Origin of the sequence: Tepidibacter mesophilus (assembly GCF_002724055.1) — a bacterium.
Lineage (GTDB): Bacteria > Bacillota > Clostridia > Peptostreptococcales > Peptostreptococcaceae > Tepidibacter_A > Tepidibacter_A mesophilus.
Genome location: NZ_BDQY01000009.1, coordinates 22,299 through 44,529, shown reverse-complemented (window position 1 = coordinate 44,529; position 22,231 = coordinate 22,299). Strand labels below are relative to the sequence as shown.

The 22,231-nt window shown below is 30.1% G+C and carries 21 protein-coding genes; 18 read left to right on the top strand and 3 right to left on the bottom strand.

The window, feature by feature from the left end; all coding sequences use genetic code 11:
• Genes purM through Tmeso_RS07640 form a run of 5 tightly spaced genes read left to right on the top strand, consistent with a single transcriptional unit; the run spans window position 1 to window position 8,184 of the window.
• A complete protein-coding gene (gene purM, locus Tmeso_RS07660) occupies window positions 1-1,029 on the top strand; it encodes a phosphoribosylformylglycinamidine cyclo-ligase (protein ID WP_099189859.1) in 1,029 nt (342 codons plus the stop codon).
• Window positions 1,023-1,613 (top strand): phosphoribosylglycinamide formyltransferase, encoded by a 591-nt coding sequence (gene purN, locus Tmeso_RS07655; RefSeq protein WP_099189857.1) that lies wholly within the window; start codon window positions 1,023-1,025, stop codon window positions 1,611-1,613. Before purM ends, purN begins: the two co-directional genes overlap by 7 nt.
• Window positions 1,606-3,138: a bifunctional phosphoribosylaminoimidazolecarboxamide formyltransferase/IMP cyclohydrolase gene (gene purH / locus Tmeso_RS07650; RefSeq protein ID WP_099189855.1), complete on the top strand. Its 1,533-nt coding sequence runs from the start codon at window positions 1,606-1,608 to the stop codon at window positions 3,136-3,138. Before purN ends, purH begins: the two co-directional genes overlap by 8 nt.
• 23 nt (window positions 3,139-3,161) lie before the next feature.
• The gene (gene purD, locus Tmeso_RS07645) at window positions 3,162-4,415 is read left to right on the top strand and encodes a phosphoribosylamine--glycine ligase (RefSeq protein ID WP_099189853.1); all 1,254 of its coding nucleotides are present in this window, start codon (window positions 3,162-3,164) and stop codon (window positions 4,413-4,415) included.
• A gap of 1 nt (window position 4,416) precedes the next feature.
• A complete protein-coding gene (locus tag Tmeso_RS07640; RefSeq protein WP_099189851.1) occupies window positions 4,417-8,184 on the top strand; it encodes a phosphoribosylformylglycinamidine synthase in 3,768 nt (1,255 codons plus the stop codon).
• 221 nt (window positions 8,185-8,405) lie between these two features.
• Here the strand turns inward: Tmeso_RS07640 and Tmeso_RS07635 are convergent, their stop codons facing one another.
• Window positions 8,406-8,855, bottom strand: coding sequence for a stage III sporulation protein AH (locus tag Tmeso_RS07635; RefSeq protein ID WP_099189849.1), 450 nt, complete (start codon window positions 8,853-8,855; stop codon window positions 8,406-8,408).
• A 67-nt stretch (window positions 8,856-8,922) separates the two neighbouring features.
• Entirely contained in the window at window positions 8,923-9,735 is an 813-nt protein-coding gene (locus Tmeso_RS07630) for a hypothetical protein (RefSeq protein ID WP_099189847.1), read from the bottom strand.
• Window positions 9,736-10,124: 389 nt separating this feature from the next.
• Here Tmeso_RS07630 and Tmeso_RS07625 point away from each other — a divergent pair, with 389 nt between their 5' ends.
• The 11 genes from Tmeso_RS07625 (at window position 10,125) to Tmeso_RS07580 (ending at window position 18,821) form a co-directional block, all read left to right on the top strand.
• Window positions 10,125-10,553 carry a flavodoxin gene (locus Tmeso_RS07625; RefSeq protein WP_099189845.1) on the top strand — a complete coding sequence of 143 codons (429 nt, stop codon included), beginning with the start codon at window positions 10,125-10,127 and terminating at the stop codon, window positions 10,551-10,553.
• A gap of 303 nt (window positions 10,554-10,856) precedes the next feature.
• The gene (locus Tmeso_RS07620) at window positions 10,857-11,240 is read left to right on the top strand and encodes a transcriptional repressor (protein WP_242967894.1); all 384 of its coding nucleotides are present in this window, start codon (window positions 10,857-10,859) and stop codon (window positions 11,238-11,240) included.
• A gap of 126 nt (window positions 11,241-11,366) precedes the next feature.
• A complete protein-coding gene (locus tag Tmeso_RS07615) occupies window positions 11,367-11,651 on the top strand; it encodes a FeoA family protein (RefSeq protein ID WP_330400324.1) in 285 nt (94 codons plus the stop codon).
• Window positions 11,652-11,789: 138 nt separating this feature from the next.
• Window positions 11,790-13,784: a ferrous iron transport protein B gene (gene feoB / locus Tmeso_RS07610; protein ID WP_099189841.1), complete on the top strand. Its 1,995-nt coding sequence runs from the start codon at window positions 11,790-11,792 to the stop codon at window positions 13,782-13,784.
• A gap of 17 nt (window positions 13,785-13,801) precedes the next feature.
• On the top strand, window positions 13,802-13,969 hold the full coding sequence (locus Tmeso_RS16205) for a FeoB-associated Cys-rich membrane protein (RefSeq protein WP_145993140.1): 168 nt from the start codon (window positions 13,802-13,804) through the stop codon (window positions 13,967-13,969).
• 246 nt (window positions 13,970-14,215) lie between these two features.
• Complete coding sequence (locus Tmeso_RS07605) at window positions 14,216-14,431, top strand: FeoA family protein (RefSeq protein ID WP_099189839.1); 216 nt, start codon at window positions 14,216-14,218, stop codon at window positions 14,429-14,431.
• Between the two features lie 18 nt (window positions 14,432-14,449).
• Window positions 14,450-14,674, top strand: a complete 225-nt coding sequence (locus Tmeso_RS07600) for a FeoA family protein (protein ID WP_330400323.1) — start codon at window positions 14,450-14,452, stop codon at window positions 14,672-14,674.
• Between the two features lie 73 nt (window positions 14,675-14,747).
• The gene (gene feoB, locus Tmeso_RS07595) at window positions 14,748-16,784 is read left to right on the top strand and encodes a ferrous iron transport protein B (RefSeq protein ID WP_099189837.1); all 2,037 of its coding nucleotides are present in this window, start codon (window positions 14,748-14,750) and stop codon (window positions 16,782-16,784) included.
• A 133-nt stretch (window positions 16,785-16,917) separates the two neighbouring features.
• Entirely contained in the window at window positions 16,918-17,760 is an 843-nt protein-coding gene (locus Tmeso_RS07590; RefSeq protein ID WP_099189835.1) for a DUF5685 family protein, read from the top strand.
• Entirely contained in the window at window positions 17,744-18,322 is a 579-nt protein-coding gene (locus tag Tmeso_RS16920; RefSeq protein ID WP_099189833.1) for a DnaJ domain-containing protein, read from the top strand. The genes Tmeso_RS07590 and Tmeso_RS16920 overlap by 17 nt, the downstream gene beginning before the upstream one ends.
• A 10-nt stretch (window positions 18,323-18,332) precedes the next feature.
• The gene (locus Tmeso_RS07580) at window positions 18,333-18,821 is read left to right on the top strand and encodes a hypothetical protein (protein WP_099189831.1); all 489 of its coding nucleotides are present in this window, start codon (window positions 18,333-18,335) and stop codon (window positions 18,819-18,821) included.
• A 188-nt stretch (window positions 18,822-19,009) separates the two neighbouring features.
• On the opposite strand, the gene Tmeso_RS07575 is transcribed toward Tmeso_RS07580, so the two are convergent.
• Window positions 19,010-19,735: an HAD family hydrolase gene (locus Tmeso_RS07575; RefSeq protein WP_099189829.1), complete on the bottom strand. Its 726-nt coding sequence runs from the start codon at window positions 19,733-19,735 to the stop codon at window positions 19,010-19,012.
• A gap of 251 nt (window positions 19,736-19,986) precedes the next feature.
• Between Tmeso_RS07575 and Tmeso_RS07570 the strand changes: the two genes are divergently transcribed.
• The gene (locus tag Tmeso_RS07570) at window positions 19,987-21,204 is read left to right on the top strand and encodes a hypothetical protein (protein WP_099189827.1); all 1,218 of its coding nucleotides are present in this window, start codon (window positions 19,987-19,989) and stop codon (window positions 21,202-21,204) included.
• Between the two features lie 79 nt (window positions 21,205-21,283).
• Window positions 21,284-22,231 (top strand): calcium/sodium antiporter, encoded by a 948-nt coding sequence (locus Tmeso_RS07565; RefSeq protein WP_099189825.1) that lies wholly within the window; start codon window positions 21,284-21,286, stop codon window positions 22,229-22,231.

The following is a 22,231-nucleotide window of genomic DNA, read 5'->3' as shown; positions in this document are numbered from 1 at the left end:
ATGAATAAGATAACTTATAGAGATAGTGGAGTTAATATAGATGAAGGAAATAAAGCAGTAGATGTTATAAAGGAAAAAGTTAAATCTACTTATAATAAAAATGTTTTGGGCGATTTAGGAAGCTTTAGTGGATTATACAGTATAAAAGATTGTTTAAGCATGAAAGAACCTGTTTTATTATCTTCTACAGATGGTGTTGGGACTAAGCTTAAGATTGCTCAGATTATGGATAAGCATGATACTGTAGGAATAGATTTGGTGGCAATGTGCGTAAATGACCTTATATGTCAAGGAGCAAAGCCGTTATTTTTCTTAGATTATATAGCTACGGGAAGCCTTAAATCAAACCAAGTAGAGGATATAGTTTCAGGAATTGTAGCTGGATGTAAGGATTCAGGATGTGCACTTGTTGGTGGAGAAACTGCAGAAATGCCTGGAATGTACAGTGATGATGAATATGATTTGGCTGGATTTTCGGTTGGTATATGTGACAAAGAAAATATAATAACTGGAGACAATGTTAAAGAAGGAGATGTTCTTATAGGAATATCATCTAGTGGTATACACAGTAATGGATTCTCTTTAATAAGAAAAATATTCTTGGATAAGCTAAATTGGAAATTGGATAGATATACAGATGAACTTGGAAAAACTTTGGGAGAGGAACTTTTAACTCCTACTAAAATATACGTAAATACAGTAATGAACTTAATATCTGAATACAGTATAAAATCTATAGCTCATATAACAGGTGGAGGATTAATAGAGAATGTTACAAGAGTTATACCAGATGATTTAGGAATAAGTATAAATAAAAATTCATGGAGAGAACTAGATATATATTCTCTTATAAAAAAATTAGATTTAGTGGATGAGAGAGAACTATATAGAAGTTTCAATATGGGAATAGGACTTGTAATTATAGTTGATAAGAATGATGCAGATGATGTGGTTAACTTTATAAACCAAAATGAAGAAGCTTATATAATAGGAAAAGTAACTACTGATAAAGGAGTCGCATTATGTTAAACATAGCCGTTATGATATCAGGCTCTGGAAGTAATCTTCAGAGTTTAATAGATGGTTGTAAGTATGATATAAATGGTAATATAAAGGTAGTTATATCTGATAATGAAGAAGCTTATGGACTTACGAGAGCTAGAGAAAATAAAATAAAAGCTGTATATGAAAAAGATGAAAAAAAGATAATAGAAATTTTAAAGAATGAAAATATAGATTTGGTAGTTCTAGCTGGATATCTAAAAATAATAAGTGAAGAATTTGTAAGTGAGTTCAAAGATAGGATAATAAATATACATCCATCTTTGATACCTTCATTTTGTGGTAAAGGGTATTATGGTAAGATTGTTCATCAAAAGGTCCTTGAATATGGTGTAAAAATAACTGGAGCTACAGTTCATTTTGTAGATGAGAAAGCAGACAATGGTCCTATTATAATTCAAGAGGCTGTAGAGGTTAAAGATATTGATACTGTAGACACTCTTCAAAAAAGGGTGCTTCATGTGGAACATAAGATACTTAAAAAAGCAGTTAAGTTGTTCTGTGATGAAAAGGTTGAAATTAGGGGAAGGAGAGTGCTTATAAATGAATAAAAGAGCGTTAATAAGCGTTACTAATAAAGATGGAATAGTTGATTTTGGAAGAGAACTTGTAAAACTTGGATATGAGATAGTATCAACAGGAAATACGTACAAAATACTAACAGAATCTGGTGTTGACGCAATTAAAATAGATGAGGTAACAAATTTTCCTGAAATATTAAACGGAAGAGTAAAAACTTTAAACCCATATATACATGGTGGAATATTGTTTGAAAGAGATAAGTCAGAACATATAGATACTATAAAAAGACATAATATATCTCCTATAGATATTGTTGTAGTTAACTTATATGATTTTGAAGGGTCTCTTAAAAAAGACGAAGAGCATGACAAAATGATAGAAAATATAGATATAGGAGGTCCTACTATTATAAGAGCAGCATCTAAAAATTATAAAGATGTAACAGTAATAGTTGACCCTAGTGATTATGATGTTATAATAGACAAAATTAAAAACAATTCCCTATCTAAACAAGATAGATTAAATCTTGCCTTTAAAGCCTTTTCTATAACAGCTCGTTATGACTCTTTAATTTCAACTTACTTTGCAAATAGTTTGGGAGAAAAATATCCTCAATATTTAAATTTAACATTTGAAAAACAGTATGAACTTAGATATGGAGAAAATCCACATCAAAAGGCATGCTACTATAAAGATAGCTTTAGTCAAAAAAGTATATTAGACTTCGAAAAATTACATGGTAAAGAATTGTCTTTCAACAATATAAATGATTTAAATGGATGTCTTAATATAATGAGCGAATTTAAAGATGAGGATTATATAACAGCAGTTGCTATAAAACATACTAATCCATGCGGAGTAGCTATTGGGAAAAATTCATATGAAGCATTCAAAAAATGTTATGAATCAGATCCTGTATCTATATTCGGAGGAATAGTAGGAATAAATGCTACTGTTGATGAGGATACAGCTAAAATGTTAAATGATATATTCCTAGAGATAATTGTAGCTTATGACTATACAGAGAAGGCTCTTGAAATATTAACACAAAAGAAGAATGTTAGAATACTTAAAATAGATGACTTAAATAAAAGTGCTAGAGGATACGATTTTAAATATTTAGATGGGAAATTTTTAGCACAAGATGAGGACGAGAAGTTGCTTGATAAATTTGAAATTGTAACTGAAAATAAGCCAAGTGATAAAGATATAGAAGATATGAAGTTTGGAATGAAGATAGTTAAGAATATGAAATCGAATGGAATTGCTATAGTTAAAGATGGAAAAACTATCGCCCTAGGACCTGGACAAACTAGTAGAATATGGGCACTTGAAAACAGTATACATAATAACTGTGACAAGGACTTTAATGGAGCTACACTTGCATCAGACGCGTTTTTCCCATTCGATGATTGTGTAAGACTTGCTGCGAAATACGGAATTAAAAATATAATACAGCCTGGAGGGTCACTTAAGGATATAGATTCTATAAAGGCTTGTGATGAGCTAGGAATATCTATGGTGTTTACAGGAGTTAGACATTTTAAACACTAAAATATAAGGTACGGGGTGATTTTATGAAGGTTTTAGTAGTTGGAAGTGGAGGACGTGAGCACGCTATTTGTTATAAGTTATCAAATGAAGATAAGGTTGATAAGATATACTGTGCTCCTGGAAATGCAGGTATATCTGAGTTGGCTGAAATTGTTGATATAAAGGATAATGATATAGATTCTTTAGTTGAATTTGCAAAGAAAAACAATATAGATATTACTATAGTAGGACCTGAACTTTCACTTGTAATGGGAATAGTTGATGAGTTTGAAAAAAATAATATGAAGATATTTGGACCTAATAAAGCGTGTTCACTTCTTGAGGGAAGCAAGAGCTATTCTAAAGAGTTTATGATAAAACACGATATTCCTACTGCTAGATATACAGAATTCAATAATTTAGATGAAGCTATAGAAAATGTAGGTATATACGGATACCCTGTTGTAGTTAAAGCTGACGGTCTTGCTGCAGGAAAAGGTGTAATAATAGCCACTTGTGAAAATGAAGCTGTAGATAGTTTAAACGATATTATGAAAAATAAAAAATTTGGAGTAGCTGGGGAAAAAGTAATAATAGAGGAATTTCTAACTGGTATAGAGACATCTATACTGGCTTTTGTAGATAATGAAACTATAGTACCTATGGTAAGTGCAAAGGATCATAAGAAAGTATTTGATTTTGAAGAAGGACCAAATACTGGAGGTATGGGAACATTCTCACCAAGTAACATATACGATGAAAAGTTACAAATAGAGATAGATGAAAAAGTACTAAAGCCTATAATAGATGGTCTTAAAAAAGATAATTTAAAATATAAAGGAATACTTTTCATTGGACTTATGATAACTAGTGATGGTCCAAAGGTTCTGGAATTTAATGTTAGATTTGGAGATCCTGAAACTCAAGTAATTCTCACAAGACTTGAAAGTAGCTTGATAGATATAATGGAGAGTGTATTAGATAATAGATTAAAAGATATTGATATAAAGTGGAGTGATGAAAAAACTGTTTGCGTTATGCTAACATCTGGAGGATATCCTAATGATTATGAAAAAGGAAAAGTTATAAATATAGGGGATTTAGATGAGGATATAATGTTATTTCATAGTGGAACTAAAATCGAAGAAGAAGTTTTAGTAACAAATGGAGGTAGGGTTATAGGAGTAAGTGCTAAGGCAGATACTTTAAAACAAGCTACAAGAAAAGTATATGAAAATATAGATAAGATATATTTTGATGGAATGCATTATAGAAGAGATATTGGGGAGCGTGATTAATATGTCTAATATAAAAAGGTTGTTTGTAGAGAAAAAATCTGGGTTTGATGTAGAGTCTCAAAGATTACTTAGGGATATAAAAGTAAACTTAGGGGTAAAAAATATAAACAATATGAGAGTATTAAATAGATATGATATAGAGAACATATCGGACGATGTATATCAACAATCTGTTAAAAGTATATTCTCTGAGCCCAATATAGATAATGTATATCATGAAGATATAGATATTGATGATAATTCAAGAATGTTTGCTATAGAATACCTTCCAGGACAGTATGTTCAAAGAGCGGATTGGGCTGTTCAATGTATAGAAATATTAACTCAAAAAAGCAGACCTTTAGTTAACTTTGCTAGCGTTGTAATTATAGATGGAGAACTTGATGATGTTGAATTTGAAAGTATAAAAAACTATCTTATAAATCCTGTAGATTCAAGGGAAGCTAGATTAGACAAACCAGAAAAATTGGTTGTAGAAATAGATTATGTAAATAAAGTTGAGGTATTAGATGGTTTTATAGACATGGATGAGAATGATTTAAAAGACTTCATAAAAGATAGACGACTTGCAATGCTATATGACGATTTGGTGTTAATACAAAGTTATTTTAAAAACACTGAAAAAAGAAATCCTACTATAACTGAGATAAAGATAATAGATACTTATTGGTCAGATCACTGTAGACATACGACTTTCTTAACAAAGGTAGAAAGTGTAGAGATAGAAGATGGAAAGTATTCAGATATAATAAATAAAACTTACAATGAATATAAAGAATCTAGAAGTTATGTATATGAGTCAAGAGAAAAAGATATAACTCTTATGGATATAGCAACTATATCTATGAAGGAGCTTAGAAAAAAAGGGCTTCTTGAAGATCTAGATGTATCGGAAGAGATAAATGCATGTAGTATAAATGTAGATGTAGATATAGATGGAAAAATTGAAAAATATCTTGTTATGTTCAAAAATGAAACACATAATCACCCTACTGAAATAGAACCATACGGAGGAGCTGCTACTTGTCTTGGAGGAGCTATAAGGGATCCTTTATCAGGAAGAAGTTATGTATATCAAGCTATGCGTATAAGTGGATGTGCGAATCCTCTTCAAGATATAGGTGATACTCTTGATGGTAAGTTACCTCAAATTAAGATAACTAAGGAAGCAGCACATGGGTACAGTTCTTATGGAAATCAAATAGGAGTAGCTACAGGTTTTGTTGATGAAGTATATGATGATGATTTTGTTGCAAAGAGAATGGAAGTTGGAGCTGTTATTGCTGCAACGCCAAAGGATGAAGTAGTAAGAAAAACTCCGGAATCTTCTGATGTAGTTGTGCTAGTTGGTGGAAGAACTGGAAAAGATGGATGTGGAGGAGCTACAGGTTCGTCTAAAGAACACAGCGAAGAGTCTATATCTACTTGTTCTGCTGAAGTACAAAAGGGAAATGCTCCAACCGAAAGAAAGATACAAAGGTTATTTAGAAACGAAAAAGTAAGCTCTATGATAAAAAGATGTAATGATTTTGGAGCAGGTGGAGTATGTGTAGCTATAGGAGAGCTTGCAGATGGTATAGACATAGATCTTAATAAGGTTCCTAAAAAATATGAAGGTCTTGATGGAACTGAGATTGCTATATCTGAATCACAAGAGAGAATGGCTGTTGTTATAGATAAAGAAAATTTAGATGAGTTTATAAAATATGCAAATGAAGAAAATGTTGAAGCTACTCATGTTGCGACTGTAACAGATACCAATAGAGTAAGAATGAGTTGGAATGAAAAACTTATAGTAGATATAAGCAGAGATTTCTTAAATACTAATGGAGCTAAACAATACACAGATGTATTAATAAAATCCACAGATGAAGATACTAATTATTTTGAAAATGCAGAAATAGTTGGGGATAACTTGGAAGATAAGTGGATAAATAAATTGAAGGATTTAAATGTATGTTCTAAAAGAGGATTAATAGAGATGTTTGATACATCTATTGGGGCTGGCACTGTACTTATGCCTTTGGGTGGTAAGTATCAATCAACTCCTGTTGATGCTATGGTGTGTAAGATACCAGTTCTAAAGGGAAATACGGATACGGCTACTGCCATGGCTTATGGATACAATCCTAAAATAGGGAAATGGAGTCCATTCCACGGTGCCATATATGCTTTAGTTGAATCTATATGTAAGATAGTATCTGTTGGAGGGGACTACAATAATATAAGACTGACGTTACAAGAATACTTTGAAAAAATAGGTAAAGACAAGGAAAAATGGGGCAAGCCATTTAGTGCACTACTTGGAGCATATCTTGTTCAAAAAAGACTAAACATACCTGCTATAGGTGGTAAGGATAGTATGTCTGGAACATTCGAAGATATAAATGTCCCTCCTACATTGATATCATTTGCTGTTGATGTTGTGGATTCAAACTACGTTATATCCCCAGAATTTAAAAAAGTAAATTCTAAGGTTGTATTATTATCAACAAGAAAAGATGATAATTATATCGTAGATTTTGACTGTTTAAAATCTAATTTAGATATTATAACAAAAAATATAAGAAACAAAAATATACTATCAGCTTATCCTATAAAGGGTGGCGGAATATGTGAAGCTGTAAGTAAGATGTCATTTGGAAATAAAATAGGATTTAAGTTCAAAGATGAAATGACTGATAAAGATTTATTCTCATCTGACTATGGAAGCTTTATTCTTGAAATTGAAGATGGAGCTGATATTGATGGAATATTTAAAAACTGCGACTATAAAATATTAGGAAGCACTAATTCTAGTGACTGTATAGAAATAAACAATATAAAAATAGATATGGATAAGATGCATAGTAATTGGAGCAATACACTAGAAAAAGTATTCCCAACTAAAACTACTGATATAAATCAGAAGATAGAGACTATACATTATGAAAAAGCGAATATAATAAAACCGAAAACTAGTATATCAAAACCTAAAGTATTAGTGCCTGTATTTCCAGGAACTAACTGTGAGTATGACTGTATAAATGCATTTGAAAGAGCAGGTGGAGATTGTCATACTAGCATATTTAAAAATTTAAAATCACAAGATATACAAGATAGTATAGAGGCTTTCGTTAAAAAAATAAATCAGTCTCAAATAATAATGTTACCAGGTGGATTTAGTGCAGGAGATGAGCCGGATGGGTCTGCTAAATTTATAGTAAATGTATTAAAAAACCCTAGAATAAAAGAAGCTATTATGGAACTTTTAAACAACAGAGACGGATTAATGCTAGGTATTTGTAATGGATTCCAGGCACTTATAAAGCTTGGATTACTTCCTTATGGGGAGATAAAAGACATTGATGAAAATGATCCAACGCTTACTTACAATAATATAGCGAGACATCAATCTAAGGCTGTAAGAACTAAGATAGTATCAAATCTATCTCCATGGATGTCTAATGTAAAAGTTGGAGATATACACTCTATACCTATATCACATGGAGAAGGTAGATTCGTATGTAATGGAAGTATGATAGAAAAACTTATAAAGAATGGACAAATAGCTACACAGTATGTAGATAATAATGAAAATGCAACATACGATATAGACTTTAACCCAAATGGCTCATTCTATGCAGTTGAAGGAATAACTAGTCCTGATGGAAGAGTATTTGGTAAGATGGGACACTCTGAGAGAATAGGAGCTAATGTTCTTAAGAATATACATGGAGATAAGGATCAAAGACTATTTGAATCTGGAATAGAATATTTTAAATTATAGATTTTAGTTTGAATTAATAAAATTATTAGGAACCTAGATTTCGTATAGACGAAATCTAGGTTCTTTTTAGTCTGAGGGGCATCAAAAACTATCTATAAAAATACCGTGAATACAGCGGTATTTTGAATACAACTAAGGCTTCATCTAAAATTTACGAAACTCCCTACGGTCAGACACGCAAATTTCTTAACGAATTATTAAACGATAAAACCTAAGTTGTATTAGTCAATTGAATATTTTAAACCAGGTATAGATTTTATAAACTCTAAATCTGATTCATTTTCATTTTCAATCCAACTTATCTTTTCATGTGCAACGTTATATAACCATACACTTTTATCTGTTTTTATAAAACATAGATCTTCAGGTAGTTTAGGGTTAACCCAAGAATATAAGCTATTAGCATATTGTATTAATACATCTTTTGTTTCTTCATTTAAAGCATAATAATAAATTGAAGATGGAGGGCCAAAAGTTTCTGTTCCTGGCCATTTTTTAGATTTTGAACTATTTTTTAAATATGGATTTAGTTTCTGAAAAACCTTTTGACCTTCTTTGCTTAGTTTTTGTCCATTTCGAATTACTAAAATAAATTCTTTACAAATTTTCGAAGCATAATCAATTAATAATTCATATTCTTTATTACTTGGATTATTCAATATATTTATCATATTATAATAACAACTCCTTGTTAAAAATTATAAGAACCTTATTTAAATAAGGTTCTTATATTACTTACTACAGAAAGAATATATGTGATTCTTTATTTAATTTACAATGAAAATGAAGATAATAATTTGGAGGTCTCTTAGTTCCATGAATTTCAGGGCCTCTTTCAATACCTCCGCATTTTTGAGCCAATGATTGCGCATATGATTTATGAGATGAAAAGACATCTAATCCAGCTGCAACAGCTGCACCTGCTGCTTTATCAGTTAAAGGAGGTCCAACATATACCACTCCATTTTTAATTATAGCAGAAAAATGCTTATATTGTTTATTTCGTTTTGTATTCATATATGATTTTATAGCTCCATGAGAATACCATTCAGTTTCTTCATTTGAACTTTCGATATGTATTGTTTTTCCAGCAACTGCTGCACCAGCTAATGCAGCTAAAAGTACGGCAACTTCTTCAGCTATAGGTAGCGCCCATATGAATCTCTTTTTTCTTTTACTTGTATTTTGATTTTCTCCTATAGGATATACTTCATCAGTTTCTTTATTTATAAGAACTCCTGATATTTTATCTTCTTCAAAATAATCAAGTTTAGCTTCATAAACTTGATTATTTTCTTTGCCATCGAACTTTTCAAGTGTTTCCACTACAATATCATTAGTATCCTTGTCTAATGTTGCAATACATTTCCCATTTTCAAATTCAAGTAATACTTTTAATATTATTTCATTGTCTTCAAGCACTACTGTGTTATTTTTTAATTCCTCAATATAACTATTATTTTTTTCTAAAGCATACCCACTAACTGCAAAAGAAAAGAAAATGGTAAAACACAAAAATAATGATATTATTTTTTTACATAAATATTTCATTATAATTACAACTCCTTTTTATATTATTTAAAATATTTGAATTAATAATGTGAGGAGACCGCACATAAACCTATGAGTTTATTAAAGCTATGTATATTAATTCATTTAAACAGATTATTTCTAAATGGCCATTTAAAAACTCAAAAATACTTTCCATAAATAAAGACAAATGAAATCTAAAAAAGTTTCAACTTTTTTTATTTTTTTAAAAATTTTTGATTTAATATATTTTTATTTTACGTTAGAAACAGTTTATAAATATATAAAGAGCCTGTTGATATGTGGATAAATGATGTTGATAATTATTTTCAAAGAAAACCTTTACAAAAATTTCATATGTGCTATAATTGATAATGATAATAAGTATCAATAAAAAAGGAGGTATATTTATGAAAAAAATATCTATCGTTTATTGGAGTGGAACAGGAAATACAGAGGTTATGGCGCAAGCTATATCAAAAGGTGCGCAAGATAATAGTGAAGTGAAGCTTGTAAAAGTAGAAGATGCTAATAAAGAAGATATTTTAGATGCTGATGCAGTAGCTATCGGTTGCCCATCAATGGGAGCTGAGGAACTTGAATCTGAGTATATGGAACCATTTATAGCTTCTTTTGAGAATATAGATTTAAATGGAAAACCTATGATTTTATTCGGATCTTATGACTGGGGAGACGGACAGTGGATGAAAGAATGGGATGAAAGAATGAAAGATTATGGAGCTAATATATTACAAGAAGGATTAATAACTCACTTAAGCCCAGAAGATGAAGATATACATAAATGTGAAGAAATAGGGAAAAAACTATCTAATATTTAATTATTAGGTAAGAAACAATTTTAATTTTAAAATGATGGATATGAAAATAATGCTATTGCATTAAATAATTTCATATCCATTATTTTGTGTATGGAAAATTGTAAAATTTCAAATTTGTAGATAATATTAATTAAAGCACTAAAGCTACAACTATTTTGAGCAACGGAGCCAGTTAGGGTTCGTTGGCGACATGAGGCATGCGATAGCATAAATCGAATTTTATGTTTACAAAAACAAAAAAATATGATAGATTTATTGACAATGATAATCAATATAAATTATAAGGAGGTATAGTTGATTAATATGAATCTATCTAAAAATAAATCTATAATATATAGTGTTTTTAAAGAAAATCCTAATTTAGAATTAGATATAAACGATATATTAAAATTTATAGATACAGCTAAATTAGCTATAAGCAAAAGAACAGTATATAGGTCTATAGATAAGCTTATAGGTATGGGCAAAATATACTGTAGTTCTGTACATGATAGAAAAAGAAAGTTTAAACTTAGCGATATGAGCTATTGTGAGATTATATGCAATGAATGCAATGACTTAAAAAAAATAAAGATAGCAAATAATGATAAGTTTAAAAAATATATAATAGGAAATAAATCATTCGATATAACTGGTGGATATATTAAATTTTATGGAACTTGCAGTAAATGTTTGAATAGAATATAAAAAGATATTGACAATCACTATCGATAGAGATATACTTTATAACTGTAATGATAATTAAAATCAAATGAAGAATAAGCATAATTAATATTAAAAATTAAAAAGTGACATATATTAGGGGGGATACATATGGCTGGTACTTTAGTAAGTGAAATGATAAATGAAGCTTGTAAATTCGAAGGGACAAAGGGTTATTTGATGAAAAACTTATCTGAAGTAGAAGTGAATGTGGAATACATAATAAAATCGATTGAGACGGATGATGAGGATATGGAGAGTTTTTTATTTACACTGGGATGTTACGAAGGTGAAAAGGTGACAGTAATATCGGTATTGGCTGAAAACTATGTTATATCAGTAAAAGATGCAAGATACAGCATTGATTTAGAATTGGCACAAGCTATACTTATATAGAATTATACTAGTTTTAAGTTGCGGATAACATGAATGGAAGAACTATATTTGCAACTATTTTTGAGCAACGGAGCCCGTAGGGATCGTTTGCGATATGAGTCAGTGCGTAGCGACTAGACGAATTTTAGGAGGGGAATTATGAAAATAGCATTAACAGGTAATCCCAATAGTGGTAAAACAACATTGTTCAACTCTATAACAGGTAAGATTGAACATGTTGGAAACTGGGCTGGTGTTACAATTGATAAAAAAGAAGGTAATATAAAAAAGAATCTTAATAAAGCTGATATAGAGATTACAGCAGTTGATCTTCCAGGTGCATATTCAATGTCACCATTCACATCTGAAGAATCGATTACTAGAGACTTTGTTAAAAATGAAAGTCCAGATGTAATTATAAATATTGTTGATGCAACTAACTTAAGCAGAAGTTTATTCTTCACAACACAGCTTATGGAATTGGGTATCCCAGTAGTTATAGCTCTTAACAAAAGTGACTTGAATGAGAAAAAGAAGACTGCAATTAATGTGATTGAGTTAAGTAAAGCACTAGGGTGTCCTGTTGTAAAAACTGTAGCAACGAAATCAAGTAGCAATGGTTTAGAAGAGTTAATCTCTAAAGCTGTGGAAGTTAAAGGCAAAGGTCAAATGTCTCCATATAACAGTAAGGGAGTAGATTTTACAAATTCTGAAGAGGTAAAAGCTTCGGATAAAAATCGTTATGAGTTCGTTAAAGGGATTGTATCTAAAGTTGAGAATCGTAAAGTGATTAGTAATCGTCAAACAAATCAAGATGCTGCCGATAGAATATTGGCTCATAAATGGTTTGGAATTCCAATCTTTGCAGTAGTTATGTGGGCGGTATTCTCGATTTCACAAACACATTTGGGTCCACTGTTGGCTGATACACTTGTTGGTTGGATCGATGCTATATATGCATGGGCAGAAGGTGCTATGGGAGGCGGAGTATCCCCAATTTTAAAATCGCTGCTGTTGGATGGAATTATAGGTGGAGTCGGTGCTGTAGTAGGATTCTTGCCGCTTATCATGGTATTATTCTTCTTATTGGCATTACTTGAAGATTGTGGTTACATGGCACGTGTTGCTGTAGTAATGGATAGATTTTTTAAGCGTGTAGGGTTATCAGGCAAATCAATTATCCCTATGGTTATAGGTACTGGTTGCGCTATTCCTGGTGTTATGGCGACTAGAACCATCAGAAATGAGAGACAAAGAAGAACTACTGCAATGCTGACTCCATTCATGCCTTGCGGCGCGAAGCTGCCGGTTATAGCATTATTTGCAGGTGTGTTCTTTAACGATGCGGCATGGGTTGGCACAACAATGTACTTTATGGGTATCACAATAATTATTATTAGTGCTTTAATAGTAGCAAAAATAACTGGTGAGAAAAATAAAAGATCATATTTTATTATGGAATTACCTGAATATAGATTTCCAAGCATAAAAAGGGCTACAATTTCAATGTTCTCTAGAGCAAAAGCATTTATAATCAAAGCGAGTACTATTATACTTCTTTGTAATGCAGCTGTGCAAGTTATGCAAACATTCAACTGGCAGTTCCAAGTTGTTGCTGAAGGGGCTGAAAGCACAAGCATTCTTGCAAGCATTGCATCACCGTTTGCTATCTTACTGATTCCACTTGGATTTGGTGCATGGCAGCTTGCGGCAGCAGCTATTACTGGTTTTATCGCAAAAGAGAATGTTGTAGGTACTTTGGCTGTAGTATACTCGATTACAAATTTCATTGATACTGAAGAACTGGCACTTGTATCAGGCGGAGCAGATGTTGCAAGTGTTATGGGATTAACTTCTGTAGCTGCACTTGCATACCTTATGTTCAACCTGTTCACACCGCCGTGTTTTGCAGCGATTGGTGCAATGAACTCTGAGATGGAAGATAGAAAATGGCTTTGGGGAGGAGTTGCATTCCAATTCAGCATGGGTTATATTGTAGCTTTTATGACCTATCAGATTGGTACGTTAATTACAACGGGTTCTTTAGGTGCTGGTTTTATACCTGGATTTGTTGCTGTTGTAGCAATGGTGGGATATGTTGTGCGCCTTATGAAAAAAGGTGATAATAGGGCGAATCAAAAGAATTTAGCATAAGCGAATAGGAGAGAGTCATGGCAAATATAATTGTTGGAATAGTTATACTGTTAATTATTACTTTATCTATTGCAAAAGTTATTAGCGAAAAAAGAAAAGGTGTTAAGTGTATTGGTTGTCCGCATTCTGGATCCAATAATAAAACAAGCAATTGTAGTTGCAATATAGAAAAATTAGATAAATAATATATAAAAGACCGAGTGAATTTTCACTCGGTCTTTTATATATTCAAGGTCTTTAGAAGATAAGCCACTTGATATAACGGATTGATAAATTGGATTTTATAGGACCTGTAGAAATTTCTTGGAAAAAACATGAAAAAGATATTGACAATCACTATCGATGGATATATACTTTATATCTGTAATGATAATTAAAATCAAATGAACAAATAAAACCATTGAGAATGATTAATATAGGAGGGGTTACATATGCCTTTAGCTATGGCTAATCCAGGGCAAGAAGTTGTCTTACAGACTATAAATTGGGGTCCAAAAATGAAAAAAAAGCTTCAGGATATGGGGTTAACTCCTGGAGTTAAAATAAGTGTTATATCGAATGAAACAAATGGAGCATTCATAGTTAATGTAAGAGGTTCAAGGCTTGTACTTGGAGGAGTAGTTGCTCAACAAATTATGGTAAATTAAACATGAGGAGGTAAGTAAATGATAAAAACTTTAAAAGACTTAGAACCTGGAGCAAGTGGAAAAGTTGTAATGGTAAAAGGAAAAGGCGGTATAAAAAGAAGGTTTATGGATATGGGAGTTATAAAGGGAACAAAAATAAATGTTGAAAAAGTAGCTCCATTAGGAGATCCTATAGAAGTTAAAATAAAGGGGTATAGTCTGACTCTAAGAAAAGAAGATGCACAAAATATAGTAATAGAGTAATCATCTTGTACAACAGTTTTTTTTAGATACTAAATGAAAATAATTATTATTTTCAAGAAAAGGAGGAGCAGTTTTGAGCAAAAATATTACTATCGCTTTAGCAGGTAATCCTAACAGTGGCAAAACAACTTTGTTTAACGCATTGACTGGTGCTAGACACCGTGTAGGAAACTGGGCTGGGGTTACAGTTGAGAAAAAAGAAGGAAAATTCAAACATAAAGATACTGAAATAATAGGTGTTGACTTACCTGGTACATACAGTTTATCACCATATTCATTGGAAGAAAAAATAGCTAGAAATTACATAGTAGAGGAATCACCAGATGTTGTAGTTAATATAGTAGATGCTTCTAATATAGAGAGAAACTTATACTTATCTGTGCAATTAATTGAGCTTGGAAAACCTGTTATTATAGCTCTTAACATGATGGATGTAGCTAAATCTAGAGGATATAAAATAGATATAGATAAATTATCTTCACTTTTAGGAGTACCTGTTGTCGCTATAGTTGCTAGTAAAAAGCAAGGAATAAGCAATCTTTTAGATGAAGTAGTTAAGGTGAGTAGTAATAAAGATTTAGGAAAAGGCAATTCTGTTGACTATGGGAAGCAATTAGAGAAGAAGATAGCTGAAACTATGGAATTTCTAAAGTTAGATTCAAAAGTATCTAAATATGACTTGAGATGGCTAGCTGTAAGAGTAGTAGAAGAAGACGAAGAAATAATGAAATTATTAAATAAAAATACTACAATCAGTAATAGTGATGAAATAGCTGCTTCATCAGAAGTTTTAGAAATATCACTTGAAGATGATTTTGAATCTTTAATAGCAGATAGAAGGTACAATCATATAACTAGTATAATATCAAAGTCAATCAAAAAACCTGCAGTACAAGGTTTAACTGCATCAGATAAAGCTGATAAAATACTTACTAATAGATGGTTAGGAATTCCTATATTTGCATTTATAATGATGGGTGTATTCTATTTTACATTTGATTTAGTTGGTAACATATTCTTAGATAAGATAGATGTATTCTTTGCTGAAACATTATCAGGATGGGCTACAGATGCATTAACTAGTATGAACGCGGCGCAATGGTTACAATCACTTATAGTAGATGGTATAATTGGAGGAGTAGGTGGAGTATTGGTATTCTTACCTAATATAATATGTTTGTTCCTTGCTATATCATTACTTGAAGATAGTGGTTATATGGCAAGAGTTGCATTCATAATGGATAGACTTATGAGAAAAATAGGACTTAGTGGAAAAGCATTTATACCTATGATATTAGGATTTGGTTGTAATGCACCAGCTATAATGGGAACAAGAACACTTGAAGATGAGAATGATAGACTTGCAGCTATACTTATAAATCCTTTTATGTCTTGTTCTGCAAGACTACCGGTGTATACTTTATTTGCAGCAGCATTCTTTCCTGGAAAAGAAAAATTTATAGTATTCTCACTTTATTTATTGGGAGTAGTAGTTGCTATAATAGTAGGACTTATATTTAAAAAAACTTTATTTAAATCAGATGGGATGCCTTTTATAATGGAACTTCCTCCATATAGAATACCTACATTAAAAGGTACACTAATAACTGTATGGGAAAGGGCTAAAGGATTCTTAATAAAAGCAGGAACATTAATATTTGGAGCAAGTATGGTACTTTGGTTTACATTAGGATTTAACTTTTCAGGACCAGTTGAATTAACTGAAAGTATAGGTGCTTCGATAGGTAGAGTATTTGCCCCTATATTTGCACCACTTGGATTTGGAAACTGGCAAGCATCACTTTCATTAATAACAGGAGTACTTGCTAAAGAAGTTGTTGTAAGTAATATGTCTATAATATATGGACTTGGAGAAGAAGCAGTAGCTAGTGCATTTGGGCAAACATTATCTGGAACATTTAATCAACTTACAGCTTATGGATTTATGGCATTCGTACTTTTATACACACCATGTGTTGGGGTAATAGGAGCTATAAAAAGAGAAACAAATTCTTGGAAATGGACTATCTTTTCAGTAGTATATCAATTCGTAGTAGCTTGGATAGTAGCTATGCTAATATATCAAATAGGAAGCTTAATAGGATTTTAATAAAAAGGGATTTCTTTTAAAAGAAATCCTTTTTTGTTTTTAAGACCTGTTTGTATGTGAGCGTATGAGATAGCATAATGCAGGTTTTAGATGTATAATAAATAGATAATAATAAGAATAGGTAGGTATATACATGTTTGGATACGTAAGAATAAATAAAATGGAACTTAAAATAAAAGAATATTATAAGTATAGAGGATATTATTGTGGTCTTTGTAAGTACTTAAAAGAAAACTTCGGAGAAATCTCTAGACTTTCATTAAATTATGATGTAACATTTTTGATAATATTATTATCGTCTATATATAAAATGGAAGATTCAATAACTAAGGAACGATGTATAGTTAAGCCTACACAGAGAAATTTTAGGATAATAAATGATATAACTGAGTACGGAGCAAACATGAATATTATATTAACTCATAATAAGCTGAAAGATAATATAGAGGATGATAAAAAAATAAAGGATTATATACTTTATAATATACATGGCAATGTATATAAAAAGATTAATAATATATACAAACAAAAATCAGATTTTATACAAAATAAACTAGAAGAACTTTCTGAATTAGAAAAAAACAAAATAATGTGCATAGACAAAACATCCAATATATTTGGAGACATAATGAGAGAAGTATTTCATTATAAAGATGATGAATATACATATATATTAGGTAATATAGGATTTAATATAGGAAAGTATATTTATATACTCGATGCATATGAGGATTTAGATGAGGATTTTAAATTAGGAAGATACAATCCTTTTATGAATTATATATATAATAAAGAAGAACTTAAAAATAAGGTTGAAAATCTTATTTTAATTATACTATCCTTTATAGAAGAAGATATTACTAAACTAGAATTAAAGGATAACAAAGGAATATTAGAAAATATAATATATTCAGGAATGTATTTAAGGTTTACTAACATAATGAAGGGAAGGGATAATGATGAGAAATCCATATGAAGTTTTAGGTGTTAATAAAAATGCTTCCAAAGAAGAAGTTAAAAGAGCTTATAGAGAACTTGCAAAGAAGTATCACCCTGATAAGCATATGAATAATCCTTTATCAGAATTAGCGCAAGAGAAGTTTAAAGAGATAAATGAAGCTTATGACTATATAATGAAGGAATATGAAAATTCAGGAGAAAGTCAATATAACAATTCTGGTAATGATTTTCATAATATAAGACAGTATATAAATAGAGGAGATTTTTCAACAGCTAGAAATATACTTTCTAATATGAATAATAGAAGTGGTGAATGGTATTATCTTATGGGTCTTACATCTATGAGACTTGGTCTTTATGATGAGGGAACAGATTTTATAAAAAGAGCTCACTTTATGGATCCAAATAATATGGAATATAAGATGGCACATGATAATATAATCAATAGACAAAGAGCGTATTCTTCTAAGACTTACCAATATAATCAAGGAACTGATATGTGCAATATATGTACAACTCTTTATTGTGCAGACTGTTGTTGTGAATGTTGTGGTGGAGATTTAATCGGTTGTTGTTAGGGAGGATAATATGAGTAGAAAAATAAGTTTTTTGGGAATGCTTTTAGGAATAAATCAGATAATGTTATTTTTTTCTAGTATAATACCAGGAAACAGATTGTTTTTTTTAGGGATATCATCACTTCCTGTTGCATTAGTCATAATAGAGTTTGGATTAAAAAGTGGAATAATGTTTTATATAGCATCAGCTTTATTATCATTTATTATAATTTTTGATAAAGTGTATTTAATACCATATATACTGTTCTTTGGATTGTATGGAGTTATAAAATATTTGATTGAGAAGGACAGAAATCTTGTATTTGAGTATACACTTAAATTAATATCGTTTAATATAATTTTAACTATAGGATATTTTATAGTAAGGTATTTAATATTTGCAAAGTTTAATATGAATGTAGTTGCATTTATATTAGCTCAAGTTATATTTTTGGTATACGATTATGCGTATGGATTGTTTATAAGTTATTATTACAATAAGATACAGGGAAAGTTATAAAGATTATTAGATTGGTTCTTAAGCAAAAAATAAAGGTCATTAAAATAGCTAACATTTAAATGACCTTTCATTTTAATTAGATATTAAATTGTAGAGTTTCAACTTATTCATTACAATGATAAAGGACTAAAATATCGTTGTATTCAAGATGTTTTTATAGCTAGTTTTGATAAACCTCATGAAAATAATTATATTGAAACACTAACGCTAGGATCTAGGTTGTAGATTACATCTTTTCTTTCAACTATTATTTTAGCAGTTTTAGATAAATATGCATCATTTTGAATTTTACATAAAAGCTCTTTTGCGGGATTTATAGCCACGGGATTACCTACTTTGGTAAGCATTGAGAAGTCTCCGTTTGTATCTCCATAAGCATAGGACTCTGATAAGTCTAGATTATATTTTTGAACGAAATCATTTATAGCTTTATCTTTACTATCTGAATCCCACATAGGGGTAACATCTCCTGAAAATTTATTATCTCTAAATATATATCCGCTTCCTATGCAATCTGCTACATTGTATTTATTAGCCATTTTTTCAACTAAAAAATCTGGACTTCCTGATATAAATATAACTATATGCCCTTCGTTTAAATGCCATTTTATTCTCGAACGAGTATATCTATAAACTCTTTCAGCTTTTAAACTTATAACTTGATTACTTGTAAATTCTATGTCTTTTTTATTAAGACCTTTTATAGATGATATATATATTTCTGCAAGTTCAAGTAAGTAATCATCGTAATTTCCTTGCCTTTTATCCCAATCCAAAAATGTTTGTTTAGCATGAGAGTGCCATACAGAAGGATCTACTAAATCATACTTTATAAGTTTTTTGAAATGTTCAACCATTAAAGAGTCTCTATATAACGTACCATCGATATCGAAAAAAGCTGCTGTTTTTTTCATTAACCCACCACCTTAAGAATAATTCTATATAAACTGTTAATTATATCAATTTTAATTTTAGGTATTTAGATAAGTTTTACTTTATAAATATTATATACATTATTATGTAAAATTCAACAATATTTAATACTAATTTTAATATATTAACTAGTTTTATAATAAAAAAGTATACTACTTTATATTATTGGGCTATATAATTAAAATTGATGCTTAAAATATAATATGTAAATAATATAAGAGAAGGTGAATAAATGGACTTTCTAAATACAAGAAAATCATATGATTTTCAAGCTAAGGATAACACTGCTAAAAGTAATACAATATCAACTATTTTAAGCAACAGAGACCGCAGGACTCGTTTGAGACATGAGCCATGCGATAGCATGAAGCGAATTTTTTTATTTGCAAAAATTACTAATTCTAGACTCATGGGAACTATGGGACTTAGGGTAGCGCTTAAGGTTGATAATGATAGATTAGATCAATATTTTTTACTTGATGCAGAAAAAGTTGGAATAGCAGACTATGTATCTATAAAAAATGGAGATGAGAGATCTTTGTACGAGGAAGAAGAAAGATTGATGGGAGGACTTGGCTCATATAGAATATTTATAAACGAGAAAGAGGCTATGTATCTTATAAATCATTTTGGTAATAAAAACCTAAAGTATAATAAAGAGTTTCCTGGCTGTAAAGATGAATATATAAATATAATAAAAAATGAAATAGATATTATAGATTATGAAAATTTATTTATGAAAATATCTAAAAAAATAAAAAGTCCTATAGAATTTATAAATTATATGACTATGAGAATAATAGGAAGTGATTATGAGGCACTGAATTTTTTCTCAAAATACTACATTGATGATATAAATATCACAAATAATGAAGCAGTGCTTCTTAAAAACAAGGTACTATCAATGAAAAATAGCAGATATGTATCTGAATTTATATTTGAAGACGATATATACTATAAATCTAAAATTGCTTTTAATATATCTTGTTCAAATGGATATTATAAAATAGAGTCTATAATATATACAGATAAAGAAGAAGTAGATTTTAATACTGTTTCAAATGAATTAAGAAGAAATGAATATATAAATATTTATAAGATAGAAGATGGATTTTATGAAAAATTTATATATGATAATGCCAGATTTATGAAAAGTGAGTTCGATAGAGGCATTTTATTAACTGAATTTAAATCTAATAACAATCATGTAGATAACGAGATATATTATATAAGTGGGGATATAAATTCTATATACTATATAAATCAAGAAGAAATGGTAGTTGCTACTTATGATTATGGTACGAAATTTGAAGTGGAAAAAAGACTTACAAAGGAATATAGTGAATATATACACTTAAGTAGTGGATATGAATTTGAAAACTCTTTGATATATGAATTTGCACAAGAGGGATACGATAATTTTTACGACTTCATAAAAGATTATATTTAACAAATTGCAGTTGTCTTTTAGATTGATATATTATAGTATATGTATATTAAACATTGTATAAATGAGAGGATGGTTAAATTTGGATTATTTCATATTAATAGTAGGTTTTGTGTTTTTGATAAAGGGAGCTGATTTATTCGTAGACGGGTCTTCATCAATAGCAAAAACTTTTAAAATACCTCCTATACTTATAGGTCTTACTATAGTTGCATTTGGGACTAGTGCGCCAGAAGCTGCTGTTAGTATCAATGCAGCTCTTAAGGGTTCGAATGAAATAGCACTTGGAAATGTTATAGGATCTAATTTATTCAACTTTTTATTAGTTATAGGTATAGCATCTATAATAAATCCTATGAAGGTTCAAAAGGGTACTATATTAAAAGAATTTCCATTGGCAATACTAACTAGTGTAGTATTATTTATTTTATGTGCGGATGTAAGTCTTCAAGGAACTGAAATGAATGTTATATCTAGGGCTGATGGGCTAATACTTCTTTCATTATTTTTAGTATTTCTCTACTATCTTATAGAAATGGCTATACTATCAAGGGATGATTATAAAGATGATGGAGAAAAGTCACCTTTAGGAAAGAGTATATTTATAAGTATTATAGGAGTTATAGGAATTCTATATGGTGCAGAGTGGGTAGTTGGTGCCAGTTCATCTATTGCTATAAAATTTGGTATGAGCAAGAATTTAGTAGGACTTACTATTGTAGCTATAGGAACTTCTCTTCCAGAACTTGTTACATCTATTGTAGCAGCATTTAAAAATGAAAGTGATATAGCTATGGGAAATGTTATAGGGTCCAATCTATTCAATATTCTTCTTGTTTTAGGCATATCATCAGCAATAAGACCTATACCAATAAATCCAGCTATATTTGTAGACATGGTATTTTTATTAGTAGTTACTATAGTAATTTATGTATTTGCTATAACTAAAAAAACTGTGTTCAAATTAGAAGGAATATTTTTAGCATTTTTATATATAGGTTATATGAGTTATATAATAGTTAGAAATTAA